General features: G+C 35.4%; 18 protein-coding genes. 3 read left to right on the plus strand and 15 right to left on the minus strand.

Features of this window, described 5'->3' with window-relative positions; genetic code table 11:
• Positions 1-10 precede the first annotated feature (10 nt).
• Both SH09_RS00495 and SH09_RS00500 read left to right on the plus strand, forming a co-directional pair.
• Positions 11-1,144 carry an aminotransferase class I/II-fold pyridoxal phosphate-dependent enzyme gene (locus tag SH09_RS00495; RefSeq protein ID WP_235307438.1) on the plus strand — a complete coding sequence of 378 codons (1,134 nt, stop codon included), beginning with the start codon at positions 11-13 and terminating at the stop codon, positions 1,142-1,144.
• Positions 1,145-1,147: 3 nt separating this feature from the next.
• A complete protein-coding gene (locus SH09_RS00500; protein ID WP_042737655.1) occupies positions 1,148-1,828 on the plus strand; it encodes a 6-carboxyhexanoate--CoA ligase in 681 nt (226 codons plus the stop codon).
• Positions 1,829-2,288: 460 nt separating this feature from the next.
• On the opposite strand, the gene SH09_RS00505 is transcribed toward SH09_RS00500, so the two are convergent.
• Together SH09_RS00505 and SH09_RS00510 are read right to left on the minus strand one after the other, a co-directional pair.
• Positions 2,289-3,662, minus strand: a complete 1,374-nt coding sequence (locus SH09_RS00505; RefSeq protein ID WP_042737656.1) for an LLM class flavin-dependent oxidoreductase — start codon at positions 3,660-3,662, stop codon at positions 2,289-2,291.
• Between the two features lie 96 nt (positions 3,663-3,758).
• Positions 3,759-5,318, minus strand: a complete 1,560-nt coding sequence (locus SH09_RS00510) for a BCCT family transporter (RefSeq protein ID WP_042737657.1) — start codon at positions 5,316-5,318, stop codon at positions 3,759-3,761.
• Positions 5,319-5,705: 387 nt separating this feature from the next.
• On the opposite strand from SH09_RS00510, the gene SH09_RS00515 reads away from it, so the two are divergent.
• Positions 5,706-7,103 carry an amino acid permease gene (locus SH09_RS00515; protein WP_042737658.1) on the plus strand — a complete coding sequence of 466 codons (1,398 nt, stop codon included), beginning with the start codon at positions 5,706-5,708 and terminating at the stop codon, positions 7,101-7,103.
• Positions 7,104-7,460: 357 nt separating this feature from the next.
• Here SH09_RS00515 and glcP read toward each other — a convergent pair whose 3' ends face one another.
• From glcP to SH09_RS00580, 13 genes are all read right to left on the minus strand, one after another.
• On the minus strand, positions 7,461-8,813 hold the full coding sequence (glcP, locus tag SH09_RS00520; protein WP_042737659.1) for a glucose transporter GlcP: 1,353 nt from the start codon (positions 8,811-8,813) through the stop codon (positions 7,461-7,463).
• A gap of 491 nt (positions 8,814-9,304) precedes the next feature.
• Complete coding sequence (locus SH09_RS00525; RefSeq protein ID WP_042737660.1) at positions 9,305-9,922, minus strand: phosphatase PAP2 family protein; 618 nt, start codon at positions 9,920-9,922, stop codon at positions 9,305-9,307.
• Between the two features lie 379 nt (positions 9,923-10,301).
• Positions 10,302-11,282, minus strand: a complete 981-nt coding sequence (add, locus tag SH09_RS00530; RefSeq protein WP_042737661.1) for an adenosine deaminase — start codon at positions 11,280-11,282, stop codon at positions 10,302-10,304.
• 151 nt (positions 11,283-11,433) lie between these two features.
• Positions 11,434-11,628 carry a hypothetical protein gene (locus SH09_RS00535; protein WP_042737662.1) on the minus strand — a complete coding sequence of 65 codons (195 nt, stop codon included), beginning with the start codon at positions 11,626-11,628 and terminating at the stop codon, positions 11,434-11,436.
• Positions 11,629-11,703: 75 nt separating this feature from the next.
• A complete protein-coding gene (gene cysC, locus SH09_RS00540; RefSeq protein WP_042737663.1) occupies positions 11,704-12,312 on the minus strand; it encodes an adenylyl-sulfate kinase in 609 nt (202 codons plus the stop codon).
• A 19-nt stretch (positions 12,313-12,331) separates the two neighbouring features.
• On the minus strand, positions 12,332-13,510 hold the full coding sequence (gene sat / locus SH09_RS00545; protein ID WP_042737664.1) for a sulfate adenylyltransferase: 1,179 nt from the start codon (positions 13,508-13,510) through the stop codon (positions 12,332-12,334).
• 22 nt (positions 13,511-13,532) lie between these two features.
• The gene (locus tag SH09_RS00550) at positions 13,533-14,444 is read right to left on the minus strand and encodes a sulfite exporter TauE/SafE family protein (RefSeq protein ID WP_042737665.1); all 912 of its coding nucleotides are present in this window, start codon (positions 14,442-14,444) and stop codon (positions 13,533-13,535) included.
• Positions 14,445-14,466: 22 nt separating this feature from the next.
• Positions 14,467-15,078, minus strand: a complete 612-nt coding sequence (locus SH09_RS00555; RefSeq protein WP_042737666.1) for an NAD(P)-binding protein — start codon at positions 15,076-15,078, stop codon at positions 14,467-14,469.
• Between the two features lie 30 nt (positions 15,079-15,108).
• Entirely contained in the window at positions 15,109-15,849 is a 741-nt protein-coding gene (locus SH09_RS00560) for a sirohydrochlorin chelatase (RefSeq protein ID WP_042737667.1), read from the minus strand.
• 14 nt (positions 15,850-15,863) lie between these two features.
• The gene (cobA, locus tag SH09_RS00565) at positions 15,864-16,637 is read right to left on the minus strand and encodes a uroporphyrinogen-III C-methyltransferase (RefSeq protein WP_042737668.1); all 774 of its coding nucleotides are present in this window, start codon (positions 16,635-16,637) and stop codon (positions 15,864-15,866) included.
• A gap of 23 nt (positions 16,638-16,660) precedes the next feature.
• Entirely contained in the window at positions 16,661-18,367 is a 1,707-nt protein-coding gene (locus tag SH09_RS00570) for an NADPH-dependent assimilatory sulfite reductase hemoprotein subunit (protein WP_042737669.1), read from the minus strand.
• Positions 18,368-18,384: 17 nt separating this feature from the next.
• The gene (locus tag SH09_RS00575) at positions 18,385-20,208 is read right to left on the minus strand and encodes an assimilatory sulfite reductase (NADPH) flavoprotein subunit (protein ID WP_042737670.1); all 1,824 of its coding nucleotides are present in this window, start codon (positions 20,206-20,208) and stop codon (positions 18,385-18,387) included.
• 193 nt (positions 20,209-20,401) lie between these two features.
• Positions 20,402-21,127: a phosphoadenylyl-sulfate reductase gene (locus SH09_RS00580; RefSeq protein ID WP_042737671.1), complete on the minus strand. Its 726-nt coding sequence runs from the start codon at positions 21,125-21,127 to the stop codon at positions 20,402-20,404.
• Positions 21,128-21,398 lie beyond the last annotated feature (271 nt).

Below are 21,398 nucleotides of genomic sequence, written 5' to 3' on the forward strand. Positions count from 1 at the left end.
TACAAAGAAGGTGAGTAGAATTTATTTTGAATCACAACTAAACACACTAAAGCAATACAAAACCTTTAGACACTTAAACAATGTCGAGTACGTATCCAAAAAACACATCACAATCAATGCAAAAACCTATATCAATTTCACCTCAAACGACTATCTAGGATTGGCACAATTACCAATCAACGTCAATCAACTCAATTATTATTTGTCGTACTATGGCATTAACTATGCAAGTTCTAGATTAGTAAGTGGTAATTCACAACTTTACCACAATATTGAACGATTATTCTGTTCACATTATCCGTTTGAAGATGCTTTGATTACAAATAGTGGTTATGAGGCAAATTTAGCTATATTCAATATATTCAAAGACCAGGATGTCATAGTATTTTCGGATGCTAGAAATCATGCCAGCATTATCGATGGCATTAAATTAAGTGGCTTATCCAAGCGCATTTATCCTCATTTGGACTATAATGCGTTAGATCAACAGCTCAGTCTGCATCCGACCACTACAAAGCTCATTGTTACTGATAGCATCTTTTCGACGCACGGAACTATGGCTGACTTGCAACAAATCATAACACTAAAAAAACGTCACCCTAACACATATATTGTGGTAGATCATGCACACGGTCTAGGCTTAAATCTTTACGATACATTAGAGGGTATTGATATTTTAACAGCCAGTTTATCTAAAGCACTAGGTACACAAGGTGGCATTATTCTGTGTTCTAACACAGTTAAACAACTCCTTGTAAATTTAGCAAGACCCCTCATTTATTCAAGTGCACTTCCGATATTTAACCTATACCAAATTGAGCGTAACTTACATTACTTATGCGCCCAATCATACAGAGCAACTAAATTAGTTCGCTTGAGTAAATATTTCAATCGTTTAGCCAAAGATAAAATGAATACGCAGAATTGTCATACACTTTCACCTATAAAGCACATTGAATTTGACAGTTATAAAGACGCAGAAACCATTTATGAACTGTTACTAACAGAGGGTATATTGGTCAGTTATTTCCGTTATCCAACCGTTGATAGGCCCATGCTACGGATTTCATTATCTTATTTTCATAATGAAGATGACATCAAGCTATTATTACAACTATGCCATAATCTAACCAAAGGAGATTAAATCATGTACAGCATTAAGATGCGTTCAAGCCAACAAAGTAAACATATTAGTGGTGCCGAAACGATTTGTGATGAACCTGCGATTGCCGATGTACTCCTTCGTTTTTTTAACAAGGGCTTTTATCACGAAAATGGCGCTATTGATTTCCTTAATTTAAAAATTGAAAAAGTAACACGTCCTTTAACAACTATTCAAAGTTTACCTATATACGACAACAATGACACTATTACAAATCTAGCTTCACAAGTTCATATTAACGCAGAAATTTTGCAAAAGGCATGGTCTTATATTGAAGACGCTAACAATTACAGTGGTGCAATCATCTTATCAGTTCATAATGGGCAACGTCTTGATGATACTGGCCTACGTGGCATCCGTGTAACGCGTTTTATGTTTGAAACACAACATAATTATAACGATCGAATACAAGATGCTATCACAATTGCATCTTGTATTAATCAATTTCCAGGTGTTATTGCAGAACTTTGTGTCTCCGACGATTTAACATATACGACAGGTTACTTTGCTAGCACATCAACTGGCTACCAGCGTATTAAAAATATAAAGCAAAAAGGTTCTAGAAATGGTGGTAGAATCATCTTCGTCGACAATACAATCAACTTAGAAGCATACCGTAATTATTTAGAGATTTTACCTAAAAAAGTAATTGATACCAAAGCTTAATAATCTAACTTTTATCACTTTATCTGATACAGAACTTACATTGTGTTTGAATAGACAAAGCCGTTTGGGAGATTAGTCTTTCAGACTAAAATAAAGTCACTAATTTTTACTGATAAATGATTTGTAATTTTACTTAAATCTTCATTACTTAACTCATTTTTCATTTCTTGTTTTATCTCAAGGATGATTTCTGTCTCAATTAATTCATTATAAAGCGTCTTAGTTTTTGTAGTAATAACATATAAGAGCTGTGTATTATATGCGCAACACTTGAGGGAGTACCATGCGTGTCGAGACCGAGACTCGACCCAGACCCTTGGTAAGCGAGTGATAATAATACGCAGTATTGATATCAATAACAAGCCCATCAAAGAATTTTGATCTTTGATGGGCTCAATGCTGGGTATTTATGTCCCAGACGCCTTTTGTGCTTTTATTCAATCTTAGAAATCATTCGACTTTAATTTGGGATCTTCTTGTTTCTTTGTGCAGGATGTGAATATTTAATATGTTGCTGTCCTTTGCCATATAAATTTTCACGCAATGTAGTCCCTTCATATTCCGTTCTATATAGTCCCCGCTCCTGTAAAATGGGAATAACTTCATCGATTAACTCTTCAAACGTACCAGGATTATATGCTTGAGTAATATTAAATCCCGCTGCACCACCTTCTATGGCCCATGTCTCAAATTGATCAGCCACTTGTTCCTTCGTTCCTATAAATATAGCTGCACCATTACCAATACAATGATGTTTCAATGCTTCTTTAAACGTCCATTTTCGTGTGGTGTCCTTAGCATAATAATCTAAGTCAACTTGAATCGCGTCTGTTTGAATATCTTCTACATAATCATCAGGATCAATATGTGAGAGATCGATACCTGTATGCCCGCTTAATAACGTAGCGACACCTTCATGACTCACATACGACTCTAACATCTTAAGCTTTTCATAGGCCTCCGCTTCCGTCTTACCCACAATTGGTAACACCATCGGAAAGACTCTAATATCACCTCGCTCTCTACCATATATTTCAGCTTTTTCTTCCATTTCAGCTACAAATCGTTTCAAATCTTCCAATGAGTTGTGCTTCGAAAATACAGCTTCTGCATGTTTTGCAGCAAAATGCTTCCCCTTTGTTGAGGCACCAGCTTGAAATAACACCGGTGTACGTTGAACAGAAGGCTCAACAAGATGAGGGCCATCAATATCAAAGTATTGACCATGAAACTTTACTGTATGCACTTTTTGCGGATTAGCATACGTATCTGTTGCAGCATCTTGAACCACCGCTCCATCTTCCCAACTCTCTTCCCACAATTTATATGCTACCTCTAAAAATTCATCTGCACGATTGTATCGTTCATCCTTTGATAAACGCTCAGGCAAACCCAAGTTCACCGCTTCACTTTTCAAATAAGATGTCACAACATTCCATCCTATCCGCCCCTGTGTTAGATGATCTAAAGTAGATAGCTGACGCGTCAAACTATAAGGTTGACTATATGTGGTAGAAATTGTGGGTACGAAACCAATATGCTTAGTGGCCGCTGCCATTGCAGATACCAATACTGTCGGCTCATGAGATGGTAATTGTACAGCGTATTTCGCTGACGTATCAAATGAATTATTATAAGTATTATACGTTCCTAATACATCTGCAATAAAGACAGAATCAAATTTACCTTTCTCTAATGTTTGAGCCAAATTAATCCAAAAATCCAAGCGATTGTGCTTTGTGCCATGATCTTTTTCATGCTTCCATAAACCAGATGAATATGGCGATGGTGAATTTTGTACAAAAGCATTAAAATGTATTTTTTTGTTAGCCATCATGTACCGCCCCTTTTATACTTTAATTTTTAAATAACATTTTATTATTTGAATATTCAGTCTTTTGATGTCGTACTTCGTCTCTCCTAGCCCCAATCATTCAGTTTCAACTTCTTGTGTAATATCCAGCTTCTGCTCAGAATGGTGTGTTTCAATCGTGGTACTGCGTTGAGCAGAATGATCTGTCCTAAGTACTTTAAAAAATGAAATAATCATAAGTATTATAATGAGTGAAAATGGCAATGCTGTAATAATCATGAGATTTTGTATCGATTGCATCCCACCAGTATAGAACATAATAATTGCAAAAAATGCCAATATGACACCCCAACTCACCTTTATGAATCCCGTTGGATTAAGCGAACCTCTTGATGTCAACATACCTAATACATATGTGGCTGAATCTGCTGAAGTAATAAAAAAGATTGCTACCACAATAATCGTTAAAATACTTAACGTAAATCCAAATGGAAAGTGTTCTAACACTGCAAATGTTGCTGTTTCAGTATTAAATGATGATATTTTAGCAATATGATTGGATTGTAAGTATAGTGAGGCACCTCCAAATACTGCAAAAAATACAAAGCATATCAATGCAGGCACAAACAACACACCTAATATAAATTCTTTAATCGTACGCCCTCTTGAAATACGTGCGATAAATATACCAACAAATGGCGACCAGGCAATCCACCACGCCCAATAAAACAACGTCCAATTTTTCATCCAAGAAAATCGTTTATCCTGTGAATCTAGTGGTAAAGTTAAACTCATTTTCAAGAAATCCGCCATATAATTTCCCAATGTATTGGTAAACATATTAAGTATGTATAAGGTAGGTCCAACGATAAATACAGCAATCAAGATAACAACAGCAAGAATCATATTGATATTGCTCAAATGTTTTATACCTTTACTAATGCCAGACCAAGCCGAAATAGTGAAAATCACTGTAGCCATAATGATAATAAAGGTCTGGACAAAGAGGTTAGACGGTACATCAAAGAGAAAATTTAGCCCATCATTGATTTGTGCAGTACCAAAACCTAATGTTGCTGCCACACCTGTAACTGTTGCAATGACTGCCAATATATCACTCACGTTACCGACATAACGTTGTATACGCCCCTCACCTAACAACGGTCTTAACATCGCACTAACTAATCCAGGGTAACCTTTATAGAAACTAAAGTACGCAAATACGAGCGCCACGATGCAATAAACTGCCCAGGCATGTATACCCCAATGAAAAAATGAGTATTGTAATGCAGATGCTATAGCCCCTTTTGAACCTTCTTTATGTTCTGGAGAAAGAATAAACGCATCACTGATTGGTTCAGAAGTCGTCCAAAATACTAAACCCATGCCCATACCTGCACAAAATAACATTGAAAACCAAGATACTAACGAAAATTCTGGTTGTTCATCTGCCTTGCCCAATTTAATATCCCTATATTTTGAAAATAATAAATATAAACACAACGCTAGAAAAATAACGATCAAAATAAGATAATACCAACTAAATTGAACCGCAATATATTGAGTCAAAGCAGTGGTAAACGTTTCAAATTGTTTCGTAAAAATTGCTCCATATAAAATAAATGCCGCACATATCGTAATAGAGCTAAGAAAAACAATGTTATATTTTACTTTCATAATACCTCCTTCGGCCTTTTAAACCTAAATCTAAATTATTAAGTTCAGCTATATAACAACATAATAAATCTACCCTTTTATTCCGATTAGTTTACTATGTTTTAATGTACGATACACTACTCCCAATAGGCTGTCAATCGAATTTATGCTTTTTATATAATTAATAAGATATGATTCCCCATTGATAATTAGCGGCACACACCCACATTTCAAGCTTTCTCAGCACCTATCTCTACATAATAATAATCTTTATTAGCTTTTAATTATTATTAATTGATAATAAATTAAAATTATATTATTTAATTAGTTAAAATTTGCAATAAAGTTATTTTTGAAATATTATAGATGATAATTACTTACGTCTTTGAACACAAAGGAGTCATGTTAATGTCAGATCACCTTCAAAGGGGTTTAAGTAATAGACACATTCAGTTAATTGCAATTGGTGGTGCAATCGGCACCGGTCTATTCTTAGGATCAGGTCAGACTATATCATTAACTGGATCATCTATTATTTTTACATATTTAATAATCGGTGTAGTTCTATTCATGTTTATGCGGGGACTGGGAGAATTATTACTGAGCAATTCAAGATATAAATCATTCGTAGATATTGCCAATGATCAGTTAGGTCCATACGCTGGTTTCCTAATTGGTTGGACTTACTGGATGAGTTGGATTACTTCAAGTATGTCAGATTTAACTGCTATGGGTTCCTATGTCAGTTATTGGTCTTCTAATATACCAAACTGGCTTACTATTTTATTTATTGTGCTGTTATTAATGGCTTTCAACTCTTTAGGCTCTAATTTATTTGGAGAAATCGAATTTTGGTTCTCTATGATTAAAATAATTACGATTATTGTATTAATCGTCGTCGGATTAGCTTTTATTATCTTAGGATTTAAAACAAACCATTCAACTGCAAGCTTTACGAACTTATATGACAACGGTGTCTTTACACATGGCGCATACGGTTTCTTGATGTCATTCCAAATGGCGGTTTATTCATTCATTGGTATTGAATTAATTGGGGTTACAGCTGGAGAAACGAAGAATCCTAACGTCTCTATACCACGTGCCGTCAATAGCGTGCCTATTAGAATCTTATTATTTTATATTGGATCTCTGATTGTTATCATGTCTATTACACCTTGGGACCATATTTCAGCTGATAAAAGTCCATTCGTACAAGTATTTGCACTCATCGGTATACCATTTGCAGCAAGTGCGATTAACTTTGTAGTATTAACTGCTGCTGCATCTGCTACAAACAGTGGTATCTTTTCTGATAGTAGAATGTTATTCGGTTTAGCCCAAGATAAACAAGCACCTGCAATTATGGGTAAGACAAATAAACACGGCGTACCTCATATTGCAATGTTTATTTCAACATCAATATTGCTTGTTGCAGTGATGTTAAACTATATTTTCCCAAATACAATGCAACTGTTCATTTATATTACAACGATTTCGACAGTGTTGTATTTACTCGTATGGATTCTCATTATTGTTTCTTATATAAAGTACGCTTATACGCATAAAGAAGAACATAAACAGAATGTTTTTAAATTAAAAGGCGGCTTTTTATCGGGTTATGCCGTACTTGCATTTTTCTTTTTTGTATTCGTATTATTATTCTTTTCTGATGATACTAGACGCGCTGTATACTTCTTGCCTATATGGCTACTCGCAACAGCACTCATGTACCTGAAAATTAAACGTAAAAAAGAACAAAGCAACCAAGAAAACTTAAATAAAGAAACAGCTTTAACAGATAAATAGTATTTAAAAATAACAGCTACACTCAATATAAACAGAGTCATGTTATAACCTTTATACATAAGGCACCTCGTTCATTTACTAAACTAAAAGAACGAGGTGCCTTATTTTTTGGTATTTCAATACAATTATCATTACTTTTGCACAGTATTTTGGCGAGACCCCTGAGAGAACAGGACGAGCGGAAGACTACAGGCTGAAGCTGGCCCCTAGGAAAGCGAGCCCATAATACCAGACGCTTGAACAAAACAAAGCACTCAGATCAATTGAATTCAATCATCTGAGTGCTATTTTTCTAGAGTTTAGCCAATAGGCTCTCTAAAACTATAAAAAATAACTATGGAACAAATACCTTATTTATCAAATTTCTGAAGGATTAGCTCCTGAAGTCTTTTTACGTAAATCATATTCAATTTCTTCTAAACTACGTCCACGTGTTTCCGGTAAGTATTTAATTACAAAGATCATTGCTAACACACCAATAATTGCAAAAATCAAGAATACCCATTCTGTACTTAATGCTCCATTTAATACTGGGAAAAGTTGTGCAACTAATAATGTACCAAAGTTAAGCACTAAAGCAGCCATACCTGTCGCTGCACCTCGCGCTCGCATTGGGAACATTTCTGGTAACATAACCCAAAGAATAGGTCCCCAAGTTAATCCAAAGAATACGATAAACAGTGATAAACAAATAATAATGATAATTGCAGACGATTCAATCCCAATCGTCCATATTAAGATGGCCATTATTAATAATGAAGCAATCATTCCTATATTACCTGTAACTAATAATTTCTTACGGTCAATTTTATCAGCGATAAATACAGCTATAATCGTCACAATCACATTGACTGTACCAATACCGACAGTTCCTAGAATAGACGTTGCTTCACCTAATCCTGCCTTACTAAATATTGTAGGTGCATAGAAGATAATCGCATTGATACCGACAATTTGTTGAAATAGTGCAAATACACAACCAATAATTAACGTCGGTCTAAGCCATGGCGATTTTAAAATTGCCCATGTTGACTCAGATACTGCTGAAATTTCTCTCATCTCTTTAATTTCTGTATTGATTTCTTCTTCATCATTAAACGTAATCTTCATCACATCACGCGCTGCTTGTTCGCTACGATGTTCCAATAACCATCTCGGACTCTCTGGCATAAATGCAATTCCTACCAATAAGATGACAGAAGGTACTACAGCTAAACCAAGCATCCATCTCCACCCTTCCATATCTGAAAAAGCAAAATTAACGAGATAAGCTGCTAATATACCAATCGTAATCATTAACTGGTTTAATGATCCTAATGAACCACGGTATTCCGTTGGCGCCATCTCCGATAGATATACAGGTACTGTTGCCATTGAACCACCAACAGCCAAACCAATAATTAATCTACCCAATACTAAGATAGGCATATTAGGCGTAAATGCCATAATTAAAGAACCAACAATATAAACGATAGCAATCATTAACACCAGTCGTCGTCTACCAATTTTATCTGATAGCGGTCCACTGCTCCCTGCACCAATAATTGCACCTACTAACATAGATGCTACAACGAGCCCCTCAGTAAAGCTATTCAATGGAATATCATCATGTATAAATAATAACGCCCCAGATATGACACCGTTATCATAACCGTATAACAAGCCACCTAGCGCTCCCAAAATAAATATTAAACTTTTATTTACTTTCACTTTATTACAACCCCTTCAAATTTATTATTTTATTATAATCTTATTTTGAAAGCGTTTCAAATAGAAATTTACTTTTCTTTCATTTTAATTCGATTTTTAACTATATATACATTAGTAACTAATATGATTTAATGTAATTGTTCCTATTTGCATGAGTTACTATTAAAAAATATCTAACAATTAAATTTAGATTAGCCTTCTGAAGAATTTGAAGAAACATTGACAGCCAAAGACTGCGTTAAAGATGTATCACGAAAACACACTCAAATAATATGAATCCTTGTAAAAATAAAGAATCTGAGCCATAAATACCCAGCATTAAGCCCATCAAAGATTTTTAATCTTTGATGGGCTTATTATTGATATCAATACTGCGTATTGTTATTACTCGTTTACCTAGGCGGCTGAGGCGAGACTCGGTATCGACACTCATCCTACCCTCTCAAGTGTCTCAGAAACAACACGCAGTTCTTATATGTTATTACTACGAACTAATAAATGTTATGTGTTTGTGCTGATTTATTTAGAAATGACTGGTTAAAACGTTCATCGCTCTGACGCGCAATTTGTAAAGCTTGGATCATCGCCCATAATACAAACAAACTGCCAATCGTATCCGTAAAATAATGCGCTTGTAAATAAATTCTAGAAATCATGATTGAGATAATAAGAACTATGCCGATGACATATAAAATGCTATTACGTTTCAACAATAGAACCAATGTCACTAACAAGCAAACACTTAACACATGCATACTTGGAAAGCTATAGCCATCTATCGAAACGCTCGGTCTCGGACGTTGGATGATATTTTTTAAGAATGTGCCAATTAACAAGACACAGAAGCACCAAAATCCATACCACCAAAATTTAAATTTATTTACAAAAAACAACACAGCTAAAATCAATAATATGAGTATCAAACAATTTAATGGTGAAAAAACATCCGAAATAATATGTAAGTAACGTTCCACAACATCACTAGTGAATGTGTGATGTAACGAACGATACACAAATCCATCTAAATTATTCGTTAAATTGAGATGAATACAAATCATTAATACTAATAAACATAAGCTAGGCGGTAGTATCTTCCAATAATTTTGCATGTATTTCTAATTCCTTTCCTACTCTTAAGTTGTCATTTTAGAGATACGCTACACCTTTGCATAGCAAACGTTAAAATGAAACAGTACACTGCTTATCTTTAGATAACATGAATATGATTCATAAGATAAAACAGCTTATATAATATTGCACTTAAATTCTAGTAAAACAGAATATTACTACAACCTCAATCGTACTTTAGGACTACCTAAATAAATAGTGCATATCTATGCATAGAACGCATATACATACAAAATTTATACACTGTCAAATCGTTGTCTTTTTGTATTATTATTCTGTCTACTGTATATAAAACGCCCCCTTCTTTACGCTACAACAGCGAAACAAGGGGGCATTTATATCAGATTAACTTACGTACGATTAGCTCATTAATTTACTTTTTATATGTTGACGTTCATTTTCAGGTAAAAAGGCGAAATTAATTGCGTTTTGATTAATTGTTTCGATTTGATCTAACGTAATCAAATGATGCTCCAACAATAATTGGTATTCTTCATTTAAACTCGTCTGCGTCACGGTACGATTATCTGTATTGATCAAGAATGGGATTTCCTCTTGTAATAAGTAAGGCAAATTCAAGTCACTTAAGTCTTGTATCGCTTTGGTTTGAATATTACTTTTAGGACACATTTCTAAAAGAATATTTTGCGCTTTTACTTCTTGTAATGCTACCTCATCTTGATTTATTGCTACACCATGGCCAATACGTTTTGCGCCTAATCTAATCGATTCCATCACATTATGCATACAACCACATTCACCTGCATGTAAAGTTAAATTAAAACCTTTATTCACACCGTATTCAATCTGTGTTTCAATTGTATTTGGTGGAAATGGTACTTCTGGCCCTGCAAAGTCAATCCCACAGACAAATTGACTATTTCGTTGTTGTAAATAATCAAATAGCGCTGTATTTACTGTTGCGTCTTGCTGGCGCATCGCACAAACCAGCAGATTCACTTTGATACCCGTCGAGGCAACAGCCGTCTCTACACCTGCTTCTACCGCTTCAAATATCTCTGGCAATCCAAGTCCTTTTTCCATATGTAACATTGGTGCAAAGCGAATCTCTATATATTTTACATTGTCATGATCAGCTTGGTTTACAACATCAACTACTGCTCGTTTCAAGCTATCTGTCGTTTGCAATACTTTTAATATTTCATCAAAACATTGCAGATACTCATCTAGACTTTCACAAGCTTCACTAACTATCAAATTGTCTTCGATTAGTGGTATTTGCTGTTCAGCAGCTAATTGTTTAATCAAGCCACTACTTACCGACCCATCTAAATGGCAATGCAATTCTACTTTAGAAATGTCTTGAACGCACTTTTTCATCGTCATAACCTTCCTTACTTGAAAGTCATCATCTATAATCATTTATCACAAATGGTATAACTTATTCAAAATTTATTGATATACTATAACATTTTGAATAAATTATTTCTATACAAATGATAATTCATTATAATTTTGTGCAAATTTAACCTCATCCTAAAGCTTGCGTAGTCGCAATTAGCACACAAAGTGCTACCAATGCGCTTATGCATAATACGACGCTTATCTTTAACTCTTTTAAAAAGTGTTTACGGTGTTGTCCTTTATTCACAAGGACTATACCCACTGTCGCACTGACAACCAAAATCACAAGAAAAATAACTGCGACAAGATTTAACATTGCCATATCAGTCAACGCTCCATTCACGATTCAAATCATTTTTTATGTCATACATTGATTTCTTATTATCATCACATTTATTTATTTATTTTTAATATAAGCATGTGATTTTAAGTAAGAAATGATATAACGTACAGATTCCTCAACACTATTTTGTTCCGTATCAATAACAATTTCAGGATCAATCGGTTCTTCATACGGTGCATTGATACCAGTAAAGCCTTGAATTTCACCATTTCGTGCTTTTTGATAAAGGCCTTTCGGGTCTCTCGCTTCACACTCATCTAAACTACATTTTGTGTAAACTTCAATAAATTCATCATCTTCTAGCAAGTCACGTACAGCATCTCTATCTTCTCTGTATGGAGAAATAAATGCCGTCACTGTAACTAATCCTGCATCTACCATAAGTTTGCCAACTTCACCAATACGGCGAATATTTTCCTTACGATCTTCTGGACTAAAGCCAAGATTATTATTTAAACCATGACGAATATTGTCACCGTCTAAACGATAAGTTTGTACTTGTTGTTTAAACAGTTCTTGTTCAAGTGCCACAGAAACTGTAGATTTACCAGACCCGGATAAACCTGTAAACCAAATCACTACGCTTTTGTGTTTGTTTCTATGTTGTCTTTCTACTTTTTTCACTTCTGAATCGTGCCATGTAATATTTTTAGATGTACTCATCATTAAACTCCTTTGACTGTTATTTCTCTTGTAAACCTCTAATTAATACTTCAGCTACTTCCGGTCTTGAGAATTCTTTAGGTAATGATTCGCCATTTCTCAATTTTTCTCTTACTTTTGTTCCACTTAAATGTAAGTGATCAGATGCATCGTGTGGGCATGTTTTTGCAGTTGCCATGTTTTCACATTTTTTACAGTAAAAAGCATGTTCAAATTTTAAGATGTGAATCCCTAATTCAGCTTCATATTGCGAGATAAGTTCTTGCGCTTCATATGTGCCATAGTAATCACCGACTCCAGCATGATCACGACCGACAATAAAGTGTGTACAGCCATAGTTTTTACGTACTGTCGCATGTAAAATTGCTTCTCGTGGTCCTGCATATCTCATTGCAGCTGGATAGATAACTAAACGCGTGCGGTCAGCAGGATAATAATGTTTTAATATCGCCTGATAACTTTCCATTCTAACTGCCGCAGGTATATCGTCAGATTTAGTCTCTCCCACTAAAGGATTTAATAGTAAACCATCAACTGATTCTAGCGCTGCTTTTTGAATATATTCATGTGCTCTATGCACTGGATTTCTAGTCTGAAAACCAACAACCGTCTTCCATCCTAAGTCACTAAATAATTGTCTTGTTTCAACAGGATCTAGATGAAAATCTACAAATTCGTCATGCTTTGGTCTATCCACTAAATGAACTGGACCGGCTAAGTATACGCTGCCTTTTTCGTAGACTTTTTTCACACCTGGGTGGTCAACATCTGTTGTACCATATACTAATTTCGCTTCTTTTTCTTTATCATAGGTGTATTTTTCTTCTAAATCTAACACACCATAAAGATGATTATCCTCACCATATAAAGCAACTCTATCTCCAATATTTAATTCATTTGCTTGAGCTTCATCCACTGGTAATGTAATAGGAATACTCCATACCAATCCATTACTTAAATGCACATTCTCGACTACTTCTGTATAATCTGCCTCGCCCATAAAGCCTTCTAACGGACTGAAACCACCAATCGAAATAAGTTCTAAATCAGATAAACTCCACGGATTTAGTGTTATAGCAGGAAAATTTTGCGCTTCTTGAATTAATTGCTCTCTTTCTGCACCTTCTACTTGTCTATTAATTAATGTGCCACCATGTGGTTGTATTGTATTATTTACAGGTTTATTTGTTACTGTCATTGTCATACACTCCCTTTAATTATTAATCTAGTTCATTTACGTTGGCCTTTTTTTTAGATACTGAAAAAGGTAATTTTTTATTTTGTGATAATGCAAAAATAACCAATCCTATCCAAACGACAATTAATGCTATTTTTATAGTCAATGCTACTGTCGTTCCTGGGTTAAATACACTTAATAGCGAACTACTATTTGTAAAGATAATTAATCCACTAACACAAACTGCCAATATATTCATAGGTAGAATTTTGACAAACCATGCTGCGATAGGTGCTGCTAACATACCACCGACACTTAATGAAATTACAAGTGCCCAATTAATTTGATCCCAACCAAGGAATATAATAAAACCTAACGATGCTGAAATAGTTACAAAAAATTCACTTGCAGATACCGTACCGATTGCATAGCGCGGCTCTAATTTTTTCGAAGCTAGTAATAATGGCGTATTGACCGGACCCCAGCCACCACCGCCTACTGCATCTAGAAAGCCTGCTACTAAGCCTTGTGGTATCATAGAAAAACGACTGCCTTTGTCGGGATTTATTTCGTCAGAAAGCTGTTGATTTCTTTTAAATAGAAACTGGTATAAGATGTATAACCCCATACTTAGTAAGAACACGGCGATAAACGGTTTAATTAAGTCGCTATGAATATTACTTAGGAATGCGGCGCCTATAAATGCAGTAATTGCACCTGGAATCGCCAACTTAATTAATGTAGGTTTATGCACGTTCTCGAATTTCAAGTGTGATGTACCGGATGCTGCTGTTGTCGCAATCTCTGAAAAATGAATCGTTGCGGAAGCAATAGCTGGCGCCACACCAAATGTTAATAATATAGATGATGAGGATGCACCGAAGCCCATTCCTAATGACCCATCTATCAATTGTGCAAGAAAACCAGCAAGTGCAAAGATAAATAATTTATGCATGCGTCGTACCCCTTTCGATTTATTAGGTTATTGAATCTAACCATGTTCTAACTTCATATTGTTTATGTTTGTTTAAATAGTCTGAAGACAGAATGTCCTTAAGAAATTGCTTTCTTTCAGATGCTGTCAATTGGCTCTGTTTAATACGTTGTCTACACTCATATAAAAAATCCACATAGGCTTCATAGTGTTCATCATAACGATCACGAAATTCTTGTAGTATTTGAGAAGTGAGTCCGGGACTAGCACCTTGTGTTGATACACTTAGCGTCAATTTCCCTCTTTGCAGTATACTTGGAAATGCAATATCCCCAGCAGTAACATCTTCTGCATAATTCACTAATGCATGATGGGGTTTCGCCTCCAACACCTGTTTATTTGTAGCAGAATCATTTGTTGCCACTATAATCAACGATGCTGTTTGAACATCTGCTACTTGAAATTCTCTTTTACACCATTTAATTACAGAATTTTCAAATAACTTTTGCAATACATCCGTAAGTGTTGGACTGATGACAAGTATATGCTTAGTATATTGTGCTAATGTTTGCACTCTACGTTCAGCCACCTTGCCACCACCAATCACTACAACTTGTTTATCTGATATATCAAACATAAGTGGAATCAAAGGCATGTCCTCACTTCTCTCTATACATTTCATTATCTACTGATTCACTAATTCAAATGTTTCTAACACTCTATCTCTTAATGCATGCTGTAAATACTTATGATGCCCTAGTCTATGACAGAGTATAATGTCGCTATCTACATCATAACTATTCACAGTACTATCAATGTGTTGTTCCAATATGCCTGTAAACCATAGATAAGGCACAACAAATATTTGAGAATGTTTAGCTTCAACTGCTTGCTGCAGTGCTTCCTCAAATTTAGGACCACAAGCTGCTAAATAACAAACATCAATATCGTTCAATTCTGTGAGATCATATAATTGATCTCGTATAGCTGAAATGTCTTTTTGTGTCTGTGGATTATAACTACCTCTTCCTATAACCAACACTTTTGCATCATCATTAGGTTTAATACCTGTCTCAGCAATTCGCTCTTTCAACACTGACGTTAATCGTCTTTGTACCCCTAAAGGTTGGCCATATGACACTTCTACATTAGGAAATTTCAACTGATTTTCTTCAATTTCTGCCGGAATATCTTTAAAGTAATGCCCAGCACTTAACAATAACACCGGTACAATTGAAATTTGAGTCGCACCTTGTGCAACTAACTTTTCAAATCCTTGAGATAAGTTAGGGCTTGTTAATTCTAAAAAGCAAATTTCCTGTAGCGGGATATCTATTTGTACTTTTACTTTTTCGATAAATGATTTCGCTTCTTCAACAGCCTCAGCAACTCTACTGCCATGACTGACATATAAGACACCTCGCACACTAACCCCTCCTATTACTGATAAGTCAACTTAGCTACCGCTTCATCCACAGGTAATGTCTCAAACCAACTTATCTGATCTCTTAAACGAACGACTTCACCGACAACAATCATCGCTGGATTTTCAATATCTTTAGCTATCTCAACAATATTGTCCAATGTACCGACAACCGTTTTTTGATGTTCAGATGTACCTAGATGTACGAGTGCGACCGGTGTGTCTACTGAACGACCATTTGTCGTTAGTAATTCACAAATTTCCGGTAATTTTTTCACACCCATATAAATACATAATGTTTCTGGTCCTAATGCTAAATGTTTCCAATATTCATCTTTATCAATGCCTTTATTGATAACACCTGTAACAAACGCTACAGACGAACTATAATCACGGTGTGTCACAGGTATACCAGCATAAGCTGGGGCAGCTATTCCTGAAGTTATACCAGGTACAACTTCAAATGGAATATGCTGCTCTGCTAATACCTCAGCTTCTTCTCCCCCTCTACCAAAAATAAAGGGGTCTCCACCTTTTAAGCGAGTGACAGTAAGCCCTTTTTTGGCCAAACTCACTAACATTTTATTAGTATCTTCTTGTGGCAATGAATGATGGTTTGGATCTTTACCACAATACATAAATTTGGCTAAAGGTGAAGCATGATTTAATAGTTCTTTATTTACCAAACGATCATATAAAATAACATCCGCTTGTTCTATTGCTTTTAAACCTTTTACTGTTATCAAATCAGGATCTCCTGGACCTGCGCCTACTAAATATACTTTGCCCATCCTGTCACCACTTTCTCTATTTTTTAACTGTGGAACACTTGACCATCATTTACTGCGTCTACAATACCTGCACGTACAACGAAGTCTCCAAAATGTTCTCCCTCAGTTCTTTCTTTTGCATATTGCAATAATATTGGTCTTAAACTTTCTAATATTTCTGCTTCTCCAATATTTTCTTTATACATTTTATTTAATCGATCACCCGTAAAGCTGGCTCCTAAATACATATTGTATTTACCTGGCGCTTTACCTATAAAGGCTATTTCTGCCAATGCTGGTCTCGCACAACCATTTGGGCAACCTGTCATACGAATTGTAATTTCTTCTTCACTCAAGCCTGCTTCATCCAATAAATCTTCAATTTTAGTAATTAAAGAAGGTAGATATCTCTCAGACTCTGCCATTGCTAAACCACAAGTTGGGAAAGCAACACATGCCATTGAATTGCGTCGTAAACCTGTGTAATGTTTACCATCAGTTAATCCATACTCATCAATTAAAGCTTCAATTTCTGGTTTTTTCTGTGCGTCTACATTAGCAATTACCAAGTTTTGGTTTGGTGTTAATCTGAAATCACCTGTATGAATTTCAGCGATTTTACGTAACGCTGTTTTCAATTTGTAATCTTCTGTATCTTTAACACGACCATTTTGTATAAATAACGTGAAATGCCACTTGCCACTACCTTCAGTCCAACCATATCTGTCACCATTATGATCGAAGTGGAATTCACGAGGTGATTCTAAACTCCAACCTAAACGGTTATTCAACTCACTAAGTACCCAATCAGCACCGTAACGGTCTACTGTATATTTGAAACGCGCATTTTTACGTTCTTGTCTATTACCATAATCACGTTGAATCGTTAAGATCTTTTCACAAACATCTAAAGCATGTTCTTTAGGGAAATAACCTATTAAACGCCCAAGTTGTGGATATGTTTTGGTATTACCATGTGTCATACCCATACCGCCACCAACTGTGACATTAAATCCAACAAGCTTGCCATCTTCAATAATAGAAATTAAACCAATATCTTGCGAGTATACGTCGATATCGTTTGATGGTGGAACAGCAATACCAATTTTAAATTTACGTGGTAAATATGTTTTACCGTAAAGTGGTTCTTCCTCAACACTTGTGTCCATCACTTTTTCACCATCTAACCAAATCTCATGATAGGCTTGTGTTCTTGGTGATAGATGTGCACTGATATCACTAGCAATTTGGTTAACTTCTGCATGGACATCTGATTGATAAGGGTTCGGGTTGCTCATAACGTTTCGGTTAACATCACCACATGCCGCTAACGTATCTAATAATGATTGGTTTATATCAAACATTGTTTGTTTAAGATTTCTCTTTAAGATACCGTGAAATTGGAATGCTTGGCGTGTTGTCAATTTAATCGTGTGATTTGCATATTCATTTGCAATATCATCCATTGCAATCCACTGCTCTGGTGTTGACGCACCGCCTGGCGCACGAACTCTAATCATGAAACTATAAGCAGGTTCTAATTTTTGTTTTCGACGTTCATCTCGAAGATCTCTGTCGTCTTGCATGTAACTACCATGGAATTTTAAAAGTTTAGTATCTTCTTCAGCTATTGCACCTGTAATTCTATCTGCTAAACCTTCCTCAATCGTACCGCGAAGATAGTTACTTTCTGTTTTGATTCGTTCCATTTCATCAAGTTTCTCTGAAAAGTTTAAATTCGAATCAGCCATACTATCATCCCTTTCTCTTAATAAACGTCACGTTGATAACGTTTTTCTTTTTTCATTTCCGTTAGATAAGCTTCAGCTTCCGTTTCTGACATACCGCCTTCTTGCTCTAATACGTAGCGAATAGTTTGATGAACATCCTTCGCCATTTGTTTCTCATCTCCACAAACGTACAATGCAGCGCCATTCATTAACCATTCATAGAAAGTAGCACTATGCTCCGCAATTCTATGTTGGACATAAACTTTCTCATCTGTGTCTCTTGAGAATGCTAAATCTAACTTAGTTAATACATCATCCTTAAGCCATTCTTGCCATTCAGTTTGATATAGGAAGTCCGTTGTAAAATGTTGTTCTCCAAAGAATAACCACGTCTTACTTTCTAACCCTAATTCTTCACGTTCTTGCATGTATGCTCTAAATGGTGCAACACCCGTCCCCGGCCCAATCATAATCACAGGCGTTTCATCTGTTGGGAATTTGAAATTTGGATTCTTCTTCAAATAAATTGGAATCGTATCACCTGGTTGAACTCTTTCTGCGAGTTGTACAGAACAAACGCCTGAACGATCTCGACCATGTGCGTGGTATCTCACTGCGCCAACCGTAATGTGTACTTCATCTGGATTTGCTTTATAACTACTTGCAATAGAGTATTCTCTTGGTGGCAATTTTCTTAATAATTGATGTAGATTCTCAGCTTTAAATGTCTCAGATGGGAAATCAGTAAACAAATCGACTAAATCTCTACCATCTATGTATGTGTGTACCCAATCTGCATCTTGCACCTTTTCTGATAATTGTGTATTACCAATCAGATCAGCTGCTTTTTGTAATAATGGCTTCGTCAATTTAGTAATTTCAAAATGCTCAGTCAATGCTTTACGCAATGGTAGTGTATCGCCATCTTCATTAATTGCAATTTCTTCTGTCTCATCAAATTTCAAGGTATCAATTAATAGTGTTACGATTTCCGGATCATTTTCTGGGATGACTACTAAACAATCACCTGGCTCGTATTCTTCACCATAATTATCAAGCAATAACTCGACATGTCTTACTTCTTTGTTTGAGCCTCTACCATTTAAATTGATATTTTCTAATACTTCTGCGCGATATGGATTTGCTTTTGAATAGCGTTTCTCTTTTGCAGAAGCTACTGTTTCTGTAGATGTTACCGTCTGCTGTTGAATACCAGAACTACTATTAAGCTTTTCAATATTAGCGTTCATCCATTTTTCAGCTAGATCATCATAGTCTATATCACAGTCTTGACGGTCAATGATACGTTCGCCGCCTAATTCTTCTAAGCGTTTATCGAAATCTTTACCCGTTTGGCAGAAGAATTCATAAGATTCATCACCTAAAGCTAATACAGAGAATCTAACTCCTTCTAATTTTGGTGCCTTTCTACCATGTAAAAACTCATGGAAACTTAACGCATTATCAGGTGGATCTCCTTCACCATGAGTAGATGAAATAACAAATAAATCCTCTACTTTTTTCAAATCTTTAGGTTTAAAATCATCCATCGAACTTAATTTAACTGTATAGTTATGTTCTACTAAACGATCAGCAAAGATTTCACCTAACCCTTGTGCATTTCCAGTCTCAGAACCATATAAAATCGTAATATGTCGATCACTGTTTGCTTGGGGTTCATTGTTTAGGACGTATTCTGCCACTTGTGGCGTTGGAGCCGAACCATTTGCTACAGCTTGTTGATTAGCAGTCAAGTAACCACTTAACCATGTCTGTTGCTCAGGCGTAAGGTTTTGAATGATTTGATTCAGTTGTGTTGCTTGTTCTTCGTTGAATGGACTGTTTGTTACAGATAAATTCACAGCAAGTTCACCTCATATAGTCTATTTTCATTTCTCTTGTTTTAAAATACTTTCATTTCATACACATTTGATTAAGTTACAGGATAACCAACCTTATATTGCGTGCAAAATGCACACAATATAATACTCGATTGATTATATAACTGATTAGTTTACTAAGGTTTAAAAGTAAAAAAATATGTGTATATAGTCGTTAAGGTTGTGTTGTATGCAAACCACATTCAGTCTTAGTTGAATTCGTCCATCTTCCTGCTCTTGAATCACCTGAACCACTGACAGCTGATGTACAAGGAATGCAACCAATACTAGGATAGTTAAAATCATGTAATTCGTTATAATGTAAATCGTATTTCTTGATGTAATCCCATACATCGTCCCAAGTCCAATGAATTAAAGGACATACCTTAACAGATTGGAAGCGTTCATCTTTGTTGATAAAATTCGTGTTTGCTCTTGAAGGTCCCTGTGATCGACGCAAACCTGAAACCCATGCTGTCGCACCTGATAATACTTCTTCTAAAGGTTTAATCTTGCGAATATAACAACACATATTAGGGTCACTCTTCCATAATGCTGGTTTATATTCCGCAGATTGCTCTTCTAATGTTAAATCTGGTTTCTTTAGTTTTATATTGAGTTCTGGATAACGTGCTTTAACTCTGTCTATCAAATCATAAGTTTCTTGGAAATGGAGGTCAGTATCTAAAAAGACAATCTCAGCATCTTTTTTCACGCTATAGATCAAGTCAATTAGAATCATGCCTTCTGCACCAAAACTACATGAATAAATAATAGAGTCACCATACGTTTCATAAGCCCAAGAGATTACTTCACGTGCACCTTTTGTCTCGTCTGTAATATCAACATTGTCAAACGCGTCATCATAAAAGTTATCATAAGTAATTTTTTCTACTGACATTAATGGGTTCATCCCCTTTTTTCTTTAATGTGCTCCGTAAAACTCCGCGCTACATTTTCGTATTTAGAATTATTCGAAAATAATTTATGTTAATCACTTTACTCACTGTCATTTTTTATGTCAAGTCTATTTCACCAGTATAATCAAGCGTTCAATTCAATTGAGAATAACGCTACAACCCCTTTAAAATCAACGTTTATAAAGCGATTTTATAATTATTTTAAAAAGATAATTACAATAATCTGAAATCCCTACAAACCTTGTCAGTATT

It is taken from the genome of Staphylococcus gallinarum (assembly GCF_000875895.1).
Taxonomy (GTDB): domain Bacteria; phylum Bacillota; class Bacilli; order Staphylococcales; family Staphylococcaceae; genus Staphylococcus; species Staphylococcus gallinarum.

What these genes read in the sequence shown, in the direction of transcription:
- SH09_RS00500 (WP_042737655.1), top strand. Translation starts at nt 1,148, where the DNA reads ATGTACAGCATTAAGATGCGTTCAAGCCAACAAAGTAAACATATTAGT.
- SH09_RS00505 (WP_042737656.1), bottom strand. Translation starts at nt 3,662, where the DNA reads ATGGCTAACAAAAAAATACATTTTAATGCTTTTGTACAAAATTCACCA.
- SH09_RS00510 (WP_042737657.1), bottom strand. Translation starts at nt 5,318, where the DNA reads ATGAAAGTAAAATATAACATTGTTTTTCTTAGCTCTATTACGATATGT.
- SH09_RS00515 (WP_042737658.1), top strand. Translation starts at nt 5,706, where the DNA reads ATGTCAGATCACCTTCAAAGGGGTTTAAGTAATAGACACATTCAGTTA.
- SH09_RS00525 (WP_042737660.1), bottom strand. Translation starts at nt 9,922, where the DNA reads ATGCAAAATTATTGGAAGATACTACCGCCTAGCTTATGTTTATTAGTA.
- add (WP_042737661.1), bottom strand. Translation starts at nt 11,282, where the DNA reads ATGAAAAAGTGCGTTCAAGACATTTCTAAAGTAGAATTGCATTGCCAT.
- SH09_RS00535 (WP_042737662.1), bottom strand. Translation starts at nt 11,628, where the DNA reads ATGGCAATGTTAAATCTTGTCGCAGTTATTTTTCTTGTGATTTTGGTT.
- cysC (WP_042737663.1), bottom strand. Translation starts at nt 12,312, where the DNA reads ATGAGTACATCTAAAAATATTACATGGCACGATTCAGAAGTGAAAAAA.
- sat (WP_042737664.1), bottom strand. Translation starts at nt 13,510, where the DNA reads ATGACAGTAACAAATAAACCTGTAAATAATACAATACAACCACATGGT.
- SH09_RS00550 (WP_042737665.1), bottom strand. Translation starts at nt 14,444, where the DNA reads ATGCATAAATTATTTATCTTTGCACTTGCTGGTTTTCTTGCACAATTG.
- SH09_RS00555 (WP_042737666.1), bottom strand. Translation starts at nt 15,078, where the DNA reads ATGCCTTTGATTCCACTTATGTTTGATATATCAGATAAACAAGTTGTA.
- cobA (WP_042737668.1), bottom strand. Translation starts at nt 16,637, where the DNA reads ATGGGCAAAGTATATTTAGTAGGCGCAGGTCCAGGAGATCCTGATTTG.
- SH09_RS00570 (WP_042737669.1), bottom strand. Translation starts at nt 18,367, where the DNA reads ATGGCTGATTCGAATTTAAACTTTTCAGAGAAACTTGATGAAATGGAA.
- SH09_RS00580 (WP_042737671.1), bottom strand. Translation starts at nt 21,127, where the DNA reads ATGTCAGTAGAAAAAATTACTTATGATAACTTTTATGATGACGCGTTT.